This window comes from Pseudoalteromonas sp. LC2018020214 (genome assembly GCF_016598755.1).
Taxonomy (GTDB): Bacteria; Pseudomonadota; Gammaproteobacteria; order Enterobacterales; family Alteromonadaceae; genus Pseudoalteromonas; species Pseudoalteromonas distincta.
The window spans coordinates 421,361-436,673 of sequence record NZ_CP066805.1 but is presented as its reverse complement, the minus strand read 5'-3'; the positions used below and the strand labels follow the sequence as shown (position 1 = coordinate 436,673).

The following is a 15,313-nucleotide window of genomic DNA, read 5'->3' as shown; positions in this document are numbered from 1 at the left end:
CTCCATGTGTTCAAGCCATAATTAAATTCTTTTTCTTTACTAACTATTAGCACATTTTTTTTGATTTACTAAGTTTTTAGTGCGTTTGCGGGCAGTACGTATTATAATTGATACTGTATATCATTACCCATTTCTACTCTAAGCCATCTTTGGCTTATTTGCATTTTAAGTATAGGTTATTCAAGCATTTCATGACAGAAATCACTACACACCAAGCTTCTCGTCGTCGGTTACTCATTGCGCTAGCAATTACGTGTTCGTTTATGGTAATTCAGGTTATAGGTGCTTATTATTCTAATTCGCTTGCGGTTCTTGCTGATGCGGGGCATTTGTTTGTCCACAATAGTTCGTTATTCATCGCACTGATAGCATCAAGTCTCGCTATTCATTTTGCCAAAACCTATAACGATGGTCATCAAAGAGCCGAGCTTTTGGGCGGTCTGGTGAACGGGTTGTTATACCTAGCAATCAGTTTAATTATTTTGTATGAAGGTGGTGAGCGCTATATACACCAACATGAAGGAAATGAGCTGGCTATCAATAGTTATTTAATGTCGGTTATTGCTGCTATTGGTTTTTTATTTCATGGGGCTGCAGCATGGGTTTTATATAAAGGCCGCAAAGCGAGTATTAATGTGTACGCGGTATTTTTACATTCATTCTTTGATCTGATTTCTACCGTATCGACATTTGTTGCCGGTATTCTTATATATTTCACAGGCTGGGTTGTAATCGATATTTTATCGAGTATGTTAATCGCCTCTTTCGTATTATTCACCGGTATTAAGGTGATAATTAGTTGTATAAAAGGTTTACGCCTAAATAAAGCGAAACTTCCTAAAATTACTGATATTGAAAGTAAAATTACAGATATGGAACATGTTCATAATGTCCATAACGTCACTGTAACGCGTAAATATAATGGTATTGTAGTAGGCGCACACGTTGTCCTTAAACAACATTGTACGATTGAAAAACATGATGAAGCGTGTCGTATGAAGGTAGAGCAATTATTAGCCGAAAAATTTAATGTACGTAATAGTGTATTACAAATTGAAAGCCATGAATGCCATCATATCCATTAATAGCATCTAATTAATATAAAAGCGTGTAATAATGATTAGCACGCTTTTAATGTTTCAAATCAAATCAAATCAAATCAAATCAAATCAAATCAAATCAATGATATTGCTAAAACAATCGCTTTTACGTAAGTCTTTAGCATTCATTGGTTTTGCAAAGTAATAACCCTGTAATACATGGCAGCCAACCTCGGCTAAAAAGAGCATCTGTTCGCGCGTTTCTACTCCTTCTGCAATGCAGTATAGATCTAAGTTTTCTGCCAATGAAAAAATAGTTTTAATAATTGATTCATCTCCCTTATCTATACCAATACTATTTACAAAGCTCTGATCTATCTTAATAACATTAATAGGGAATTGGCTTAAGTAAGTGAGTGATGAGTATCCTGTACCAAAATCGTCAAGTAGTAATTTAAACCCAGCAGCTTTTAGGTTTTGCAGCTGTTTGGCTGCTTTAAGCTTATCTTCTAATAAAATACTCTCTGTTATTTCGAGCCTTAATTGTCTTGGATGAACTTGAGAGTCCGCTAATATAGCCATTAACCGCTGTGTTATGTTTGTTTTTAAAATGTGTTTAGGCGATAAGTTTAAAGATATATAAAACAACGGGTTTTCGCTGAGTATAGGCGCAAGTTCAATTAGTGAACGGTGCAAGGCTTGCTCAGTAAGAAGTTCTATTAAACCGGTTTCCTCAGCTACAGGAATAAAAAGAGCTGGAGATATTAACTGGCCTTCATTTTTCCAGCGCATGAGTAACTCCACGCCATTTATTGTTTTCTCTTCTATGTCGATAATAGGCTGGTAGTGATTAAAAAATCGGTTGTCTTTTACTGCATCTTTTAAATCATTTTCAAGCAGTAACTTTTGTTTTATTAGCTCATTCATTTCATCGCTAAAAAACTTAAAGTCGTTTCTCCCGCCTTGCTTAGCGTGCATCATTGCAACATCGGCATTACGAATGAGTATATCTGTGGTTACAGCATCGAATGGGTATAGAGCTACGCCAATACTTGCTGAAATATTAATAGAGAAGTCTTCAATAATTACTTTATTAGCTAATTCATTACTAATTTTTCTTACGGTATCGCGAAGAGATTGGAGTGATTTTATATTTTGAATCAGCACTAAAAATTCATCACCACTTTGGCGGCCAAGTATAGCGTTTTCGCTAAGCATACCGCTTACTCTTTGGGTAATATTACATAACAACTTGTCACCCACTGCATGACCAAAAGAGTCATTAACAGGTTTGAACTTATCTAAATCAATAAATAATAATGCGCATTGGGTATTGTTTTTATCGGCATATTTAATCGCCTTTTCAATGTTTTGATACATTAAACTACGATTAGGTAGGTGCGTTAGAGGGTCAAAATTAGCCAAATAGCGCAGTTCGTTTTCAGCACGTTTTTGTTCAGTTAAATCTGTAATAACAATCACATAGTAACTTGCAGTGTCTTTTGTTACAGCTGTGGCACTTATATGTATTGGGTGTTCGTTATTTCTTGCTGTTCTTATATAAACATCACTTTGCCAGTTTTCAGTTGGTTTTAATTTTTTTAAAATACTAGCAAACTCTCTGCACTTATCTTTACCAATTGCTTTAATAAACAATTTAGGGCTAATTTTGGTGGCCGTTTGCTCGTTTGAAAATGTTTCAATAAAACTATTGTTCGCAGAAAATGGCATTAAACGCTTATCGAGTATAAGTAACCAATCGTTTATTTGGCTAAACGCTTCACCTAAAATTTTTGCTTGTTGCTCATTAGCTCGTTGCTCGGTGATATTGGTATATATGCCAGAAACATATAGAGGCTCATTTGTTTGAGGGTCGTATATAACTTGCCCTGTATCTTGATACCAAAGCCAATGGCCATTTTTATGCTGTAAACGGTAAGTTGCTTGCCAGTTTTGTTGTTTTTTGTATTTGAAGTAGTTTTCCCATTGGTTTTCAAAACGACGTCGATCGTCTGGGTGTATAAGCGCTAAAAATTGATCTATATGCACGCGTTCAGGTAAGTCTGTATAGCCTAATTCACTTCCCCTGAGCGTATTTACGGAAGCGTCTTTAAAATTATAATCCCATACGCCGCTTTTATTATTTTTAAGCGCGAGTTCTGTTTGCTTTTGCGAATGAATAGTCGCTCTATGGGCTTGTTCAATTGCTACTCGGCGGCTGCGATACTGCCAAAAAATAAAAAATAACACCCCAAGTATTAAAATAATGTAGGTGGCTATAGCAATGGGCGATTTCCAAGGAGCATACGCCACGTTGATATTAAGTGTTGTAGGCTCGCTTGTAATAATACCATCACGATTATGTGCTGATATTTTTAGTGAGTAATTACCAGGTTGAAGCTTTGTGAAAAACACTTGATTAGATTGTAAATCTTCATATGTAAGAGACGTAGGCCCTGAAAGGATTACTTTATAATATGCTTTATCAATATTAGGGTAAGAGAAGTTAGAAAAGCTAACCGTCAATCCCATGTCTTCATAATTTAATTCAAGTGGTTTGCTAAGGTATTTATGAGGATTGTAATTGAGTTCCCTAGTAAGGAGGCTAATATCAGTAATGGCTAGATTACTTTTTTGTAGTTGTTCTTTTTCATTAAAGTCTATCGGGTCAAGAAGTAAGGCTCCAGCATTGCTACCGAATATAAGCCTGCCATCGCTTAGTGTTGCTGCCGCTATTGGTGTAAATTGGTTTATATTCAAACCGTCTTTTACTGAAAAACTCACTACATTGAGAGTATCTAGGTCTATTTGATACAGACCATTGTCGGTACTTGCCCATAAAAAGCCGTTTTCATCAGGAAGTAGTGAATAGATAGAATCAGTATTAAACGAATTTTTTAATCCTATATAGTGCTTTCTTTCATAAGTAACGGGGTCAACGCCGAGAAAACCTTCGTGAGTGGTTGCTAACCATAAAATGTTTCGTTTTGAGTCTAAGTAAAAGTTTTCTACAGTGTAAAAAATATCTTCTTTAGGATTAAAAGACTGAAATATAGTCGTTAAAGTTTTCGTTTTTTCGTTGTACCTAAGGAAGCTTTTTGATGTGCCAAGTACAAACTCTTCAGGATGTGTGTCGAGATGTTTATAAAAAGCGTAAGAAAATAAAGGATCGACTTGCTCTTTGAGTCCCTTAATAATTCTTGTTTTTCCTGTTGTTTCATTAAAAACATAAAAATTATCATCAGACATAAATGCATATGTGTCTGCAGATAACTGGGCAAAGCCAAATAAGTTGGATTGGTTAATTACATCTTTTTCTGTGTCTTTATTTTCAATAATTTTACCCGTTTGTTTATCAAACAGTTTAAAACCATCGAAAGTAACAAGCCAAAGGAATTGATTATCACCAATTGAAGACGCAAAAATATCATAAACGGCAGATGCCCCGTATATTGCTTTTGAGTCGGTTGAGCTTAGATATACATCACTTTTATTTGTTGCTTTGTCGTACCGTGCAATTCCATCTTCTGTTCCTAACCAAATAATATTATTTTTGTCTTGGTAGGTAGCATGAACAGTATTGTTACCGGGTAAAGTAATGTGTTTAAACCGTCGGGTTTTAATTGGCCATGTAAACACGCCCTGGGTTCTAGATGCGAGCCAAAGTACGCCGGACTTATCAACCATTAGATCGTTTATTGAGTTTTCATTAATATTAAACTTACTTTTTTCATAATTTAATACGAATTCTAGTTCTTTGGTTTCGCGGTGATAACTGAACAATCCACTTTCGGTTGCTACAAACTCCCCGTAAACAGTATTGGCATAATCCCATATATTATAATCAGGAATTAAAGTTGTAATATTTGCTGCAGATATATTTTTGGTATTATCGAATGCTAATTGATACATGCCTTCAACAGTACCAACAAGTAGTCCTAATTCATTATCAACACTTAAGAATTTGACGTTTACATTATCTATCGTATTTTTTTCAGGGGGATGAAGAGGTATTTTTACAAGTTCTGAATTATCTATATTTGCAGTGTATAAACCATCATTTGTACCAATATATAAAGTGTTTTTATATATTGTTAATGACCGAATGTAGTCACCTTTATTTGGCAGGGTTAGCTTAAATGTAAAGTGTTTACTCGTCTCATCAAATGTATATATTTGGGCATCTATGGCGAAGTAAAAAGTACCTTGTTGCTGAGTCATTGCAGAGATTGGAGAGAACATTTTTTGTTCTTTATCTATTTGACCAGAATAGATTTTTTCGGTTTTTAAAGTGAGGGGATCTATTATATAGGCACCAGAAAGATCTGTTGAGACAATGATTTTTCCGTCTTCGGCTTTAAATAATGCATAAATATAGTGTTTATCCAGGCCAAAGCCGCCACTAAAAGTTTTTACATTATAACCATCAAAACGGTTTAAACCCTGTTGGGTTGCTATCCAAATATAACCAATATCATCCTCTTGAGTCTGCAAAACGTAACTTTGCGATAGGCCTTCGTCAGTAGAAATTCGTTGTAATTGCTGAGCATAGTTTTGTGATGCAAAAGTGCTTTGGATGCATAGTAAAAAAGTAATGGTGATATGAAAAAAAAATTTGCTCAAACGCACTTATAAACACTCTCAGTGGAAGATAGGATGATGCATAGCTAGATAGTAAATATAGCATAAGTTTTTATTTTTTAATTACAAATAATATACATAACGCTAAAAGTTCTATTTTAAATAGTGAGCTACTCTATACAGATAATAGTAAATGCTTAGAAGGAGAGTATAGTGGTTTTCTCTAATGTTGATGCAAAAAACAGCGTGTTATTAGTTATAGACTTACAAGAGTTGCTTGCTCCTGCAATTAAAGATTTTCCGAATATTTTAAAAAGCACATTGCAGTTAGCTCAAGCGGGTATTATTCATGGCGTTCCATGTTTAGTAACGGAGCAATATGTGAAAGGTTTGGGCGAGACTAATCAGCAAATTAAAAATACGTTATCTAATGCCACGTATTTTCATAAAACGTACTTTAGTGCGTGTGCAGAGCCTGGTTTTGTTGATACGTTAAAAAGCCATGGTAAAAAGCAAGTTGTTGTTGTGGGAACTGAAGCACATGTGTGTGTTTTACAAACATGCTTAGATTTAATAGAAAATGACTTTGAAGTTATTATTGTTTACGACGGAGTTGGTTCGAGAAACCCGCAACATAAAAATTTGGCGATTGAGCAGCTACGTCAAGCTGGAGCTGTAATTTCATGCGCTGAAATAGTAATTTTTCAATGGACAAAAAAAGCTGCTACGCCTACTTTTAAGAAAATACTGCCTATAATTAAGTAAGGCTTTGAACATTTTTATATAACGTGGATGATATTTATTAGGAGAGTTGCTCCAATTTAGGTGTTGTGACGTACATATATTAATGTGTTTAATACACTACAAATTTTATTAAAGGGTTTTATGTCTAGTGTCACTCGGTTATTTATCATAATTTTTAGTCTTCTATTTGTTGAATCCATAGGGATTGGTTTGTATTTTGGGACGTTAACCCAAGCATTTATTGTTGGACTACCACTTTGTTTACTCCCTATCTGGTTACTTAAAACACAGCCAGATAACCCTATCACTGCACATGTAGTTGCAGCTGCAATAATGATGTTTTCTTTTTTACATATTCAGCAGGCTTTTGGGTTAATCGAAGTACATTTTGAAATATTTATCTTAATGGCTGTACTTATAATGTTTGTACAGTGGCGAGTGTTTATTACCGCTATTATTTTTGTAGCGGTACATCATTTATCTTTTTATTATTTACAAACTCAAAATACGGGTTTTTACGTATTTGACCCTGATAGACTCGCTTTTACTACGGTGCTAATTCATGCTGGATACGCAATAGTTGAAGTATTAGTTGCAGGCTATATTGCAAAAACGCTGCAACGGGAACGTCGTGCGGGCTTATCTTTAAGTTATGCGACAGAACAAATAATGAAAGATCCTGAAAACATTAAACTCTCTCTTCGCGCGGATGACACTAAAAGCGAAGCTGTAGCAGGATTTAACACATTACTAGATTACTTATCTGATGTTATTAAACAGGTACAAACTCAATCAGAATCATTGCAAAAAAACTCACAAGAGCTTATTGATGTTCACGATCAGTTAGCGAGTGGAGCGGTTCAACGTACGCAACAAACCGATGATATTGCTAATTCTGGCGCTCAAGTTGCCAATGGCTTTAAACTTGTAGAAGAAGAAAGTGAGGTGCTTAAGCGCCAAGTTGACCATATTACACAATCTGCAGGTGATGCATTAAAAGAAGTGCTTCAAACAGACGCTAAAAGTAGAGAGTTGTTAACACTGCTTAATCATACCGAAGAAAAAATAAATCACTTAGTGGCAGCTGGCGATGTTATTTCAGGGCTTCTTAATGAAATATCAGGCATTGCTGAGCAAACAAACCTACTTGCTTTAAATGCAGCTATTGAAGCTGCCCGCGCAGGCGAACACGGTCGAGGTTTTGCTGTTGTTGCTGATGAGGTAAGATCTTTGGCTAACCACAGTAAAGCAACAACAGATAAAATTAGTCTTACATTAAAAGATCTTGTTAATAATAGTAAAACGTCAACGCAATCAATGAGTCAGTGTGTGAGTTTTGTAGTTGATTTAACAAGTATTAGTGCTGCAATGAAAGAGAATATTTCAGCAATGAGCGAGCAAATAGCCGCAGTATCTTCAAGCTCTGACTCAGTTGCACAAGTTGTAGCGGAGCAGGCAGGTAATACCGAGTTAATAGCAAGCAGTACTGATACTATGCGCCAAAATCAGTACCAAGATACGCAAATAGTGCAGCAGTTAACCGCTAAGGTGCAGTTAATCGATGTAAGTATTGATGTATTAGAGCAAAGCATTGCCAAGTTTAAATAAATCTAACTCTTTTGTATTTTCGCTTATAGCTATATGGCTTGTTTGTGTTGTTGCAGGGTTAGTTTATTTTCAGTTAGAGCAACTTAAGCCGTTTGATAACTCAAAAGTTTTATTGCAAAAGCACTGGTTTAATAACTTTAAAAAGCAATTGGACTGGGTTGACACTAATAAAGCGTCGTTAGTGCTTATAACTGAAAAAAATTGCGGGTGCACCATACAGGCTAAGCCGCATATTTCATCGTTAAGCTCCTTTGCTGCCAATAAAGCTATGAAGGTTGTACAAGTTGAATTAACACCAAAGCTTAAACACGTTATTCCGGCAACGCCTGCCGCCGTTATTATTAATAAAAACGGTGAGTTTGTTTATGCCGGTCCGCTCTCTGAAGGATTAGCGTGTGCCCAAGGAAGTGGCTTTGTTGAAACTGCGGTCACTAATTTAGCTGCAGGTTTTAATTCCAACCTTTTAATTACGCAAACCAAGGGGTGTTATTGTGTAAATAATGCATAAATAACGTGCAGAAAAAACTAAAGCTCGCACTTGAATTAACAGTTGCGAGCTTTAACATTGATTAAATTGTAACTAAGCCATAAATACCCAATGACACAAACACACAAGCAGCAATAGCACGTACGGTGTTTAGAGATATTCTTTTTAGTAATGCATTACCAGCATATATAACAGGCACGTTAGCAATTAGCATACCTAACGTGGTTCCTACCGTTACCCAAAACACAGACTGATATTGTGCCCCTAGCAACACTGTCGCTATTTGTGTTTTATCACCAATTTCTGCAATAAAAAATAATACAAAAGCAACTAAAAAAGCCCCGTAGCTATCGTATTTACTACTTACATCTTCGTCTTTATCTGGAACTAATAGCCAAAGGCCAACAATAATAAAGCTGATGTTTACAAGCCAAGGTAAATATTCAGAAGAAAAACTATTACTTAACCACTGCCCAAACCACGCTGATAGGCCATGATTGAGTAAAGTTGCGGCTAAAATACCAAGAATAAGTGCGCCTTTATTACGAAAACGGGCAGCTAACAGGAGCGATAAAAGCTGGGTTTTATCGCCAATTTCGGCAAGAGTGACAGTGACGGTTGAGGTTAAAAAAACTTCCATTATTGATTCTTACAGGCGGGAATACTAAACCAAGGCAAACAACTATCTCCCGCCATGAGGATAGTGTCTACCTAGGTCTCGCCGATAACGCTTGCTACAACATTACAAACTTACCATGCACATGAGGTGCAATTATGTTGATAAGTTTACTCATTACTGAGCGGGCTACTCCCCTAAGAGGCGGCCATTATTCCATAACTTTATTTTTAGGTAAATATAGTTAAGAGAACAAATACCATATTCTAATAAATAATTTATATTTATTAGTGAGGAAGCTATTGATAACAATTGTCGTTTAGATTAGTATGCATCTATTGAATGTAATTAACACGGTTTGTATTGATGTATATTTGTCTTTGTCACGGTGTGACTGATAAAAAAATTGAGCAAACAATTGACGATGGTGCAACGACCATGCGTGAATTAACCAAAGAGCTTAAAGTAGGCAGCCAATGCGGTAAGTGTTGTGGTTGTACTAAAAAGATCCTTAATCGCAGACTTATTCAAATTGCGGATGTAACGGATCAAGTTGCTTAATTACATATAAAATTTAGATATAAAAAAAGCAGCTTTTTAGCTGCTTTTTTTATATCTACTACTATTTACAATTGAGACTGTAAGTAGTTTTTAATGCCCGTATTTTTAATAAGTAATTGTTGGGTTTCTAACCAGTCAATTTGCTCTTCTTGTTCATTTAAAATGTGATCAAGGGCTTCACGGGTAATGTAGTCTTTTTTGTTTTCAGCCAGTTTAACGGCGCTTCGTAACTCGTCAATAGTATCGAGTTCAAAACTCATGTTAGCAGCAATCATTTCTTCGCTGTTTTCACCAATACGTAATCGGCCTAGGTCTTGAAGATTTGGTAAGCCTTCTAAAAATAAAATACGTTCAATTAAACGATCAGCGTTTTTCATTTTTTGAATTGATACTTTGTAATCTGCTTTGTCTAGTTGCGTAAAGCCAAAATCTTTAAACATACGTGCATGTAAAAAGTATTGGTTAATACCAACAAGCTCATTAGCGAGTACTTTATTAAGCGCTGCAATAACGTCTTTATCGCCTTTCATAATATGCTCCTACTAAGCCATTTGTGCTTGATGATAATTTTCAGAACCAATTTTATCAATTAGACCAAGTTGTTGCTCTAACCAGTAAACATGGTCTTCTTCGGTATCAAATAACAGCTTTTCTAAAATGCTACGAGATTGATAATCTTGTTGTTCTTCACATATTGCGATGACGTCTTTAACACACGCAACTACTTCAAGCTCTAGTGTTAAATCGTTTTGCATCATGCTTTTTACATCGTTACCGATAAGTAAATCACGGCGCTTAGTCATATTTGGTACACCTTCTAAAAACAAGATGCGCTTAATAAGCCAGTCTGCGTGATCTTTTTCTTCTTCCATTTCGTGGTTAAGGCGCTCGTATAGTTTGTTTAAACCCCAGTCGTCATACATGCGCGAGTGTATAAAATACTGATCGATTGCTGCTAATTCGTTAGCTAACAATGTATTAAACGCATCGATTACTTTTTGATTACCTTTCATGATAAATCGCCTCAACTATTTCAATTGTATGCAGTGTAGTACATATAGCCTATATTGCAAGTTTTCTCTATAAAAATCATTGTGTTACTATTGGTTTTGATTCTTATTTAAGTTTGCGTTACTGCTTGGTTTATGGACAGTTTTTTATTTGTATTAGTATCTGAGAAAGATTACTAGAGGTATTTATAAACAATAAGTAGAGATACTGCTTTTCATATTATCTTTTTAAATAAATAGGCATGCTGATGCCTATTTATTGAGTCTATCACTAATTAAAACTGGTATTTAGCACCCAGCGTTGCGGTTGTGCCTAATCCTTTAATGTTATATCCACCGTAGGTGTAAGCCTGTGCGCGGGCAGGGTAGTAATCACTATTGAATAGGTTTTCGATACCAAAATAGCCACTCCACCTGGCGTTAACGTTGTACTGACCACTTAAATTAAATGTGTTGTAGCTACTAACAGGGCCCTGATCGCCAGAGTATTGGCCCTGTGCATTTTTATCAAAGCGCTTTCTGTCACCTACATATAAAAAACTCATTGCAAGTGATAACTTTTCGTTAGTTTGCCATGTTAAATTAGCAGTGGCTTTCGGTGGGCTGATTTGTTTTGCCCCTAAATATTCATCCGCTTCGGTGTTTTTACCTTCTACGTAGCTGTATGTAGCGCTTAATTTAAGATCTTGATTAATAGTATAATTAACTAAACTTTCGTAACCCCATATTTCTTGCGGTGCGCGTACGGGTTCGTAAACACCCGTTACTTCGTTAAATTCATTACTGGTGCCAAGCTCTGAAGTACTTCTGTACAGTGCAAATTCAAAACGAACGTTTTCAAACTGTGAAGTAAAACCAACTTCGTAGTTGTCGATTATAGATGCTTGTGTCTGAATAAGTGCAATATCGTCAACGGTTGCAGCGCGAAGCAAGCGCCCAATATCAGAAATATCAGAGCCCTGTGAATAACTAAAAAATGGGCTGAATGCATCTGTTAAATTGTATTTTATGCCTGCATTATACGTTGTAGCGTCATAGTTTATGGTATCACCACGCACATTTAGTGGGACTGAGCATTGCGAAGGGGTTCTACATAGTTTTAATGTTTGGTAATCACTTACGCTCAAATCAATACTTTCGTTTCTTACACCTGCTTTTACAATAATATCGTCGTTTATTACCCATTTGGTTTGTAAAAAGCCAGCCACACTTTCCATGTCCATTTCTGGCACCCACACACGGCCATCCACTAAAGGTTGTGATGTTTTATCGTTTAAGGCATCAATACCGTAGATTAAGGTGGCTGTTACGTTTTCAAAATCAAACTGACTATTAAATGTAGCCCTTGCACCTTGCTTGTCTGATTTTATAACCGATTGACCACCGCTATAGCCTTCATCGAGGTTAGCTAGGTTAGTGGAGAAAAAGAATACGTTTTCTATATCTTGTTTATAAAGATCGAGGGTCATTTGTGTGTTTTCAAACAACGAGTAATCAACATATTTTAGGGTTATATTTTTGTTGCCTTCTGGGCCTTGCGGCTTACCTTGTTTTTGAAGCTCTAAGGGGACGTGTATAGCGTAAGTTTTTTCTCCTATATTGCCATCACCAGTAACATCGCCTAAATCAGTTTTTTGCTGTGAGCTGAAATAGTTATAGCTAAACTGCAGTTGCTTTTCGTCGTCAAAATCATAAGTTAGTTTGGTAAAATAGTTTTGAGTTTCAGAGTCTGATAAACCGTATTGTAAGCCTAAAATATCGCCCTGCGCATCGCGTTGCACGCCGTTTTCTTCATAGCTTGCCGTTAACAGGTAGCTTAGTTGGTCGAACTTGCCGTTTACTGCAGCTGATATTCTACCGCCGCCACTTTCTGCTAATTTAACAGCGCTAAAGCGGCTTGAAATACTTATTTCACCTTCAGGTTTACCATCACTGCGAGCCTGTTTTGTTATGTAGTTAATAATGCCACCTGAGGCACCATTACCATAAATAGACGTTGCGCCTTTTATGACTTCAATGCGCGCTATTGCGCTGGCGTCTAACGTTTTTACGCCTAAAGAACCATTACGAAGAGGGGTTGATTGCGGTACGCCATCAATCATTATTAGAGGCGCACGGCCGCGTAGTGTTTGTCCTGAATTACTTGAACTACCAGTATCTGGGGCAAGCCCTGGAACCATTTGCGCGAGTAAACTTCCCAATTCTGAGCTTACTTTTAAATGCTGTTGTATTTGTTGCTGATTAATAACGGTGATCGAGGCTGGTACTTCGTCAATGCTTTCTGATATACGGCTGCCTGAAACAATGACATGCTCAAATTGATCAGAATTGTATTCATTTTTATTATTTTCATTTGCTAGCGTGTTAGTACTTATTGCAACAGCAATAAGGCAAAGCGAAGTTTTTAACATGGGGGATCTTAGTTGATAATAATTGCGTAATGGTAATTATTATCAACTAGTGACGCAAGTGTTAATGAGATTTATTTCCACTTATGGCGTTTTAACCAAAAATATACACCGCTTACAATAAAAAATGCGAGTGAAAGGGCTATTAATAACCATAAAAACTGCACGATAGGACCTGCAAAATCACCAATGTGAAACTTATATTTGAAGTTCCATGCTTGTGTTGTGAAGTTTGTTTTACTGGCGTCAAATGAGTTTAATACTTTACCCGTAAATGGGTTAGTCCAAACCCAGCTGTAAGCGTGGCTTTCGCCAGGGTTTTGCATTCTCAGTGCAATTGCTTCGTCATCCTTTTTAGGTAAGTAAATTCTATATAATTTACCGTCTGGAAATACGTTCTCTGCATTTTTAATTGCTTCATTGTAGTTTAAAGCAGCTTGAGAAGGGGTTATTACTTTTGGTGCTTTAGGTCTTTGTTCTACCTTGTTTAAGGTCACAAATTCTAATACCGATTGAGTTTGTGTTTTCCAGTTAAATGCCATACCAGTAAAGGCAATCAGCATAAGCGGTATAAAAAAGTAAACACCAAGCACTGTATGTAATTGATACATGAGCACTCTAAATTTGGCTTTTGGTTTTATAGCTAAACGTTTAACTCTGTTTTTGGGCTTTACCCATAAATAAAAGCCCAGTAATACATTTATTAAAAGTAGCAATGCACACACCGACATCCAATTTCGAAAGGTTTTTTCACCTTTACTGTTTTCAAACAACAGCCAACGATGTAATCCCATAGCAAACCCATAAATCGTATCGGTTGATTCATAGACGTTTAGTACACTCCCAGAGTAGGGGTTAACACTGGCGTAATGTTTATTGGCTAACCGAAATTGCCATGCTGCGTTTGGCGCTTGTTCGGGCATAAAAAAGGTGATTTTTTGCTTAGTTTGAGCTTGTACATTTTGTATAAGTTCATCGTAATGCATTAAGTTTTTTTGGGGTGTTACTTGCCATTTTGCAGGCTCTATTAGGTGCTGTATGTCTTTTGCATAAATCATAACAGCACCGGTTAGGCTCACTATTAATAAAAATAGTCCGCTAATAAGGGCAAGGCCTAAATGAATTCTACGTAACCAAAGTTTCAAAAACGGTATCTCATTATGAGTTAATGACAATATTGTAAATGATAATACGAGCTGTTTTCAATTAAATAAGTTGTGTATTTGGTTTAGCTTGTTATTAAGAACATTAAATTAGGCTTTTATTTGTAATAGATTGGATTTCTATTATGCAATTTTCGATTTTAAAATTGTCGTGCAAAAAACTTTTAACTGCGGCTAAATCAATTACGTGCTGGGTGCTAATAATAAGCTCGCAATAATTTTCTTTATCATCTAGTTGCCAAAGCTTAATGCTCATTACCGATTCGATATTAAATTCATTACTAATAGCATGTGATATTGCATCTGTATCAACGTTGCTAGGCGCTGCTTGCATTAAAATTTTGCAGCTTTGCTTTAATAGTAAAATGCCGTGATAAATTACATAAAGAGAAATAAGCACAGTGGCAATTAAATCAACGATATACCACTGGTATAAAATAATTAAGGTGCCTGCAATAATAACAACAATAGATGCCATTGCATCTGATACGTTATGAATAAAGGCCGCTTTTATATTTATACTGTGATTTGCGCCAGCTCGGTAGGTTAAAAATGCGGTTGCTAAATCAATTACCAACGCTATTGCTGCCACCCACACAACTATCCAACCATTAATTGGTTGAGGGTTTAAATAGCTCGAAATGGCTTCAAAAATTAAATACACACCAATTAATATCAATGTACTGCTATTAAAAAGTGTGGCAAGTATTTCAGCGCGTTTATAGCCAAAATGATGAGTGGTGTCAGCAGGTTTATTACCAATTTTACGTGCAACGAGCGCGATAAATATAGCGGCAGCATCACTTAAATTATGAAGTGCATCGGCTATAAGTGACAAACTGCCCGAAAATACCCCGCCAATAACTTGGGCTACGGTTAGCAATACATTAATAACCACAGCGACTGTTAGCTGTTTATCGCTCTGGTTTTCGTCTACATGACTATGTGAGTGATCGTGCGCCATAATGACCTCAAATGTATTAATTGAATATTGCTTATATCATGGCTGGTTTAAAACCGCTACAGATGTGGTAGCGTCAATAAATCTAATTATAAGTTAGTAATAAAGGCGTATATTTTAAAAAGTGTGAATTT

Annotated in this window: 12 protein-coding genes; 5 read left to right on the top strand and 7 right to left on the bottom strand. The window is 36.2% G+C overall.

Annotation, left to right across the window (positions count from 1 at the left end; all coding sequences use genetic code 11):
* The first annotated feature begins 191 nt into the window (after positions 1 to 191).
* Positions 192 to 1,085, top strand: coding sequence for a cation diffusion facilitator family transporter (locus JG479_RS18350; RefSeq protein WP_200220359.1), 894 nt, complete (start codon positions 192 to 194; stop codon positions 1,083 to 1,085).
* An 84-nt stretch (positions 1,086 to 1,169) separates the two neighbouring features.
* On the opposite strand, the gene JG479_RS18345 is transcribed toward JG479_RS18350, so the two are convergent.
* Entirely contained in the window at positions 1,170 to 5,669 is a 4,500-nt protein-coding gene (locus JG479_RS18345) for an EAL domain-containing protein (RefSeq protein WP_200220358.1), read from the bottom strand.
* 165 nt (positions 5,670 to 5,834) lie between these two features.
* Here JG479_RS18345 and JG479_RS18340 point away from each other — a divergent pair, with 165 nt between their 5' ends.
* From JG479_RS18340 to JG479_RS18330, 3 genes are all read left to right on the top strand, one after another.
* Positions 5,835 to 6,386 carry an isochorismatase family protein gene (locus JG479_RS18340; RefSeq protein WP_039488445.1) on the top strand — a complete coding sequence of 184 codons (552 nt, stop codon included), beginning with the start codon at positions 5,835 to 5,837 and terminating at the stop codon, positions 6,384 to 6,386.
* A 120-nt stretch (positions 6,387 to 6,506) separates the two neighbouring features.
* Complete coding sequence (locus JG479_RS18335; protein WP_024597358.1) at positions 6,507 to 7,973, top strand: methyl-accepting chemotaxis protein; 1,467 nt, start codon at positions 6,507 to 6,509, stop codon at positions 7,971 to 7,973.
* On the top strand, positions 7,957 to 8,481 hold the full coding sequence (locus JG479_RS18330; protein ID WP_200220357.1) for a DUF6436 domain-containing protein: 525 nt from the start codon (positions 7,957 to 7,959) through the stop codon (positions 8,479 to 8,481). The genes JG479_RS18335 and JG479_RS18330 overlap by 17 nt, the downstream gene beginning before the upstream one ends.
* 61 nt (positions 8,482 to 8,542) lie before the next feature.
* Here the strand turns inward: JG479_RS18330 and JG479_RS18325 are convergent, their stop codons facing one another.
* Positions 8,543 to 9,100, bottom strand: coding sequence for a TMEM165/GDT1 family protein (locus JG479_RS18325; protein WP_200220356.1), 558 nt, complete (start codon positions 9,098 to 9,100; stop codon positions 8,543 to 8,545).
* A 342-nt stretch (positions 9,101 to 9,442) separates the two neighbouring features.
* Here JG479_RS18325 and JG479_RS18320 point away from each other — a divergent pair, with 342 nt between their 5' ends.
* A complete protein-coding gene (locus JG479_RS18320; RefSeq protein WP_002960627.1) occupies positions 9,443 to 9,637 on the top strand; it encodes a (2Fe-2S)-binding protein in 195 nt (64 codons plus the stop codon).
* Between the two features lie 65 nt (positions 9,638 to 9,702).
* Here JG479_RS18320 and bfr (JG479_RS18315) read toward each other — a convergent pair whose 3' ends face one another.
* From bfr (JG479_RS18315) to JG479_RS18295, 5 genes are all read right to left on the bottom strand, one after another.
* Complete coding sequence (bfr, locus tag JG479_RS18315) at positions 9,703 to 10,167, bottom strand: bacterioferritin (protein ID WP_165724973.1); 465 nt, start codon at positions 10,165 to 10,167, stop codon at positions 9,703 to 9,705.
* A 12-nt stretch (positions 10,168 to 10,179) separates the two neighbouring features.
* Entirely contained in the window at positions 10,180 to 10,650 is a 471-nt protein-coding gene (gene bfr, locus JG479_RS18310) for a bacterioferritin (protein WP_002958985.1), read from the bottom strand.
* A 272-nt stretch (positions 10,651 to 10,922) separates the two neighbouring features.
* The gene (locus JG479_RS18305) at positions 10,923 to 13,058 is read right to left on the bottom strand and encodes a TonB-dependent receptor (protein ID WP_200220355.1); all 2,136 of its coding nucleotides are present in this window, start codon (positions 13,056 to 13,058) and stop codon (positions 10,923 to 10,925) included.
* Between the two features lie 71 nt (positions 13,059 to 13,129).
* Positions 13,130 to 14,200 (bottom strand): PepSY-associated TM helix domain-containing protein, encoded by a 1,071-nt coding sequence (locus JG479_RS18300; RefSeq protein ID WP_200220354.1) that lies wholly within the window; start codon positions 14,198 to 14,200, stop codon positions 13,130 to 13,132.
* A 103-nt stretch (positions 14,201 to 14,303) separates the two neighbouring features.
* Entirely contained in the window at positions 14,304 to 15,182 is an 879-nt protein-coding gene (locus tag JG479_RS18295) for a cation diffusion facilitator family transporter (protein ID WP_039488448.1), read from the bottom strand.
* Positions 15,183 to 15,313: the final 131 nt, after the last annotated feature.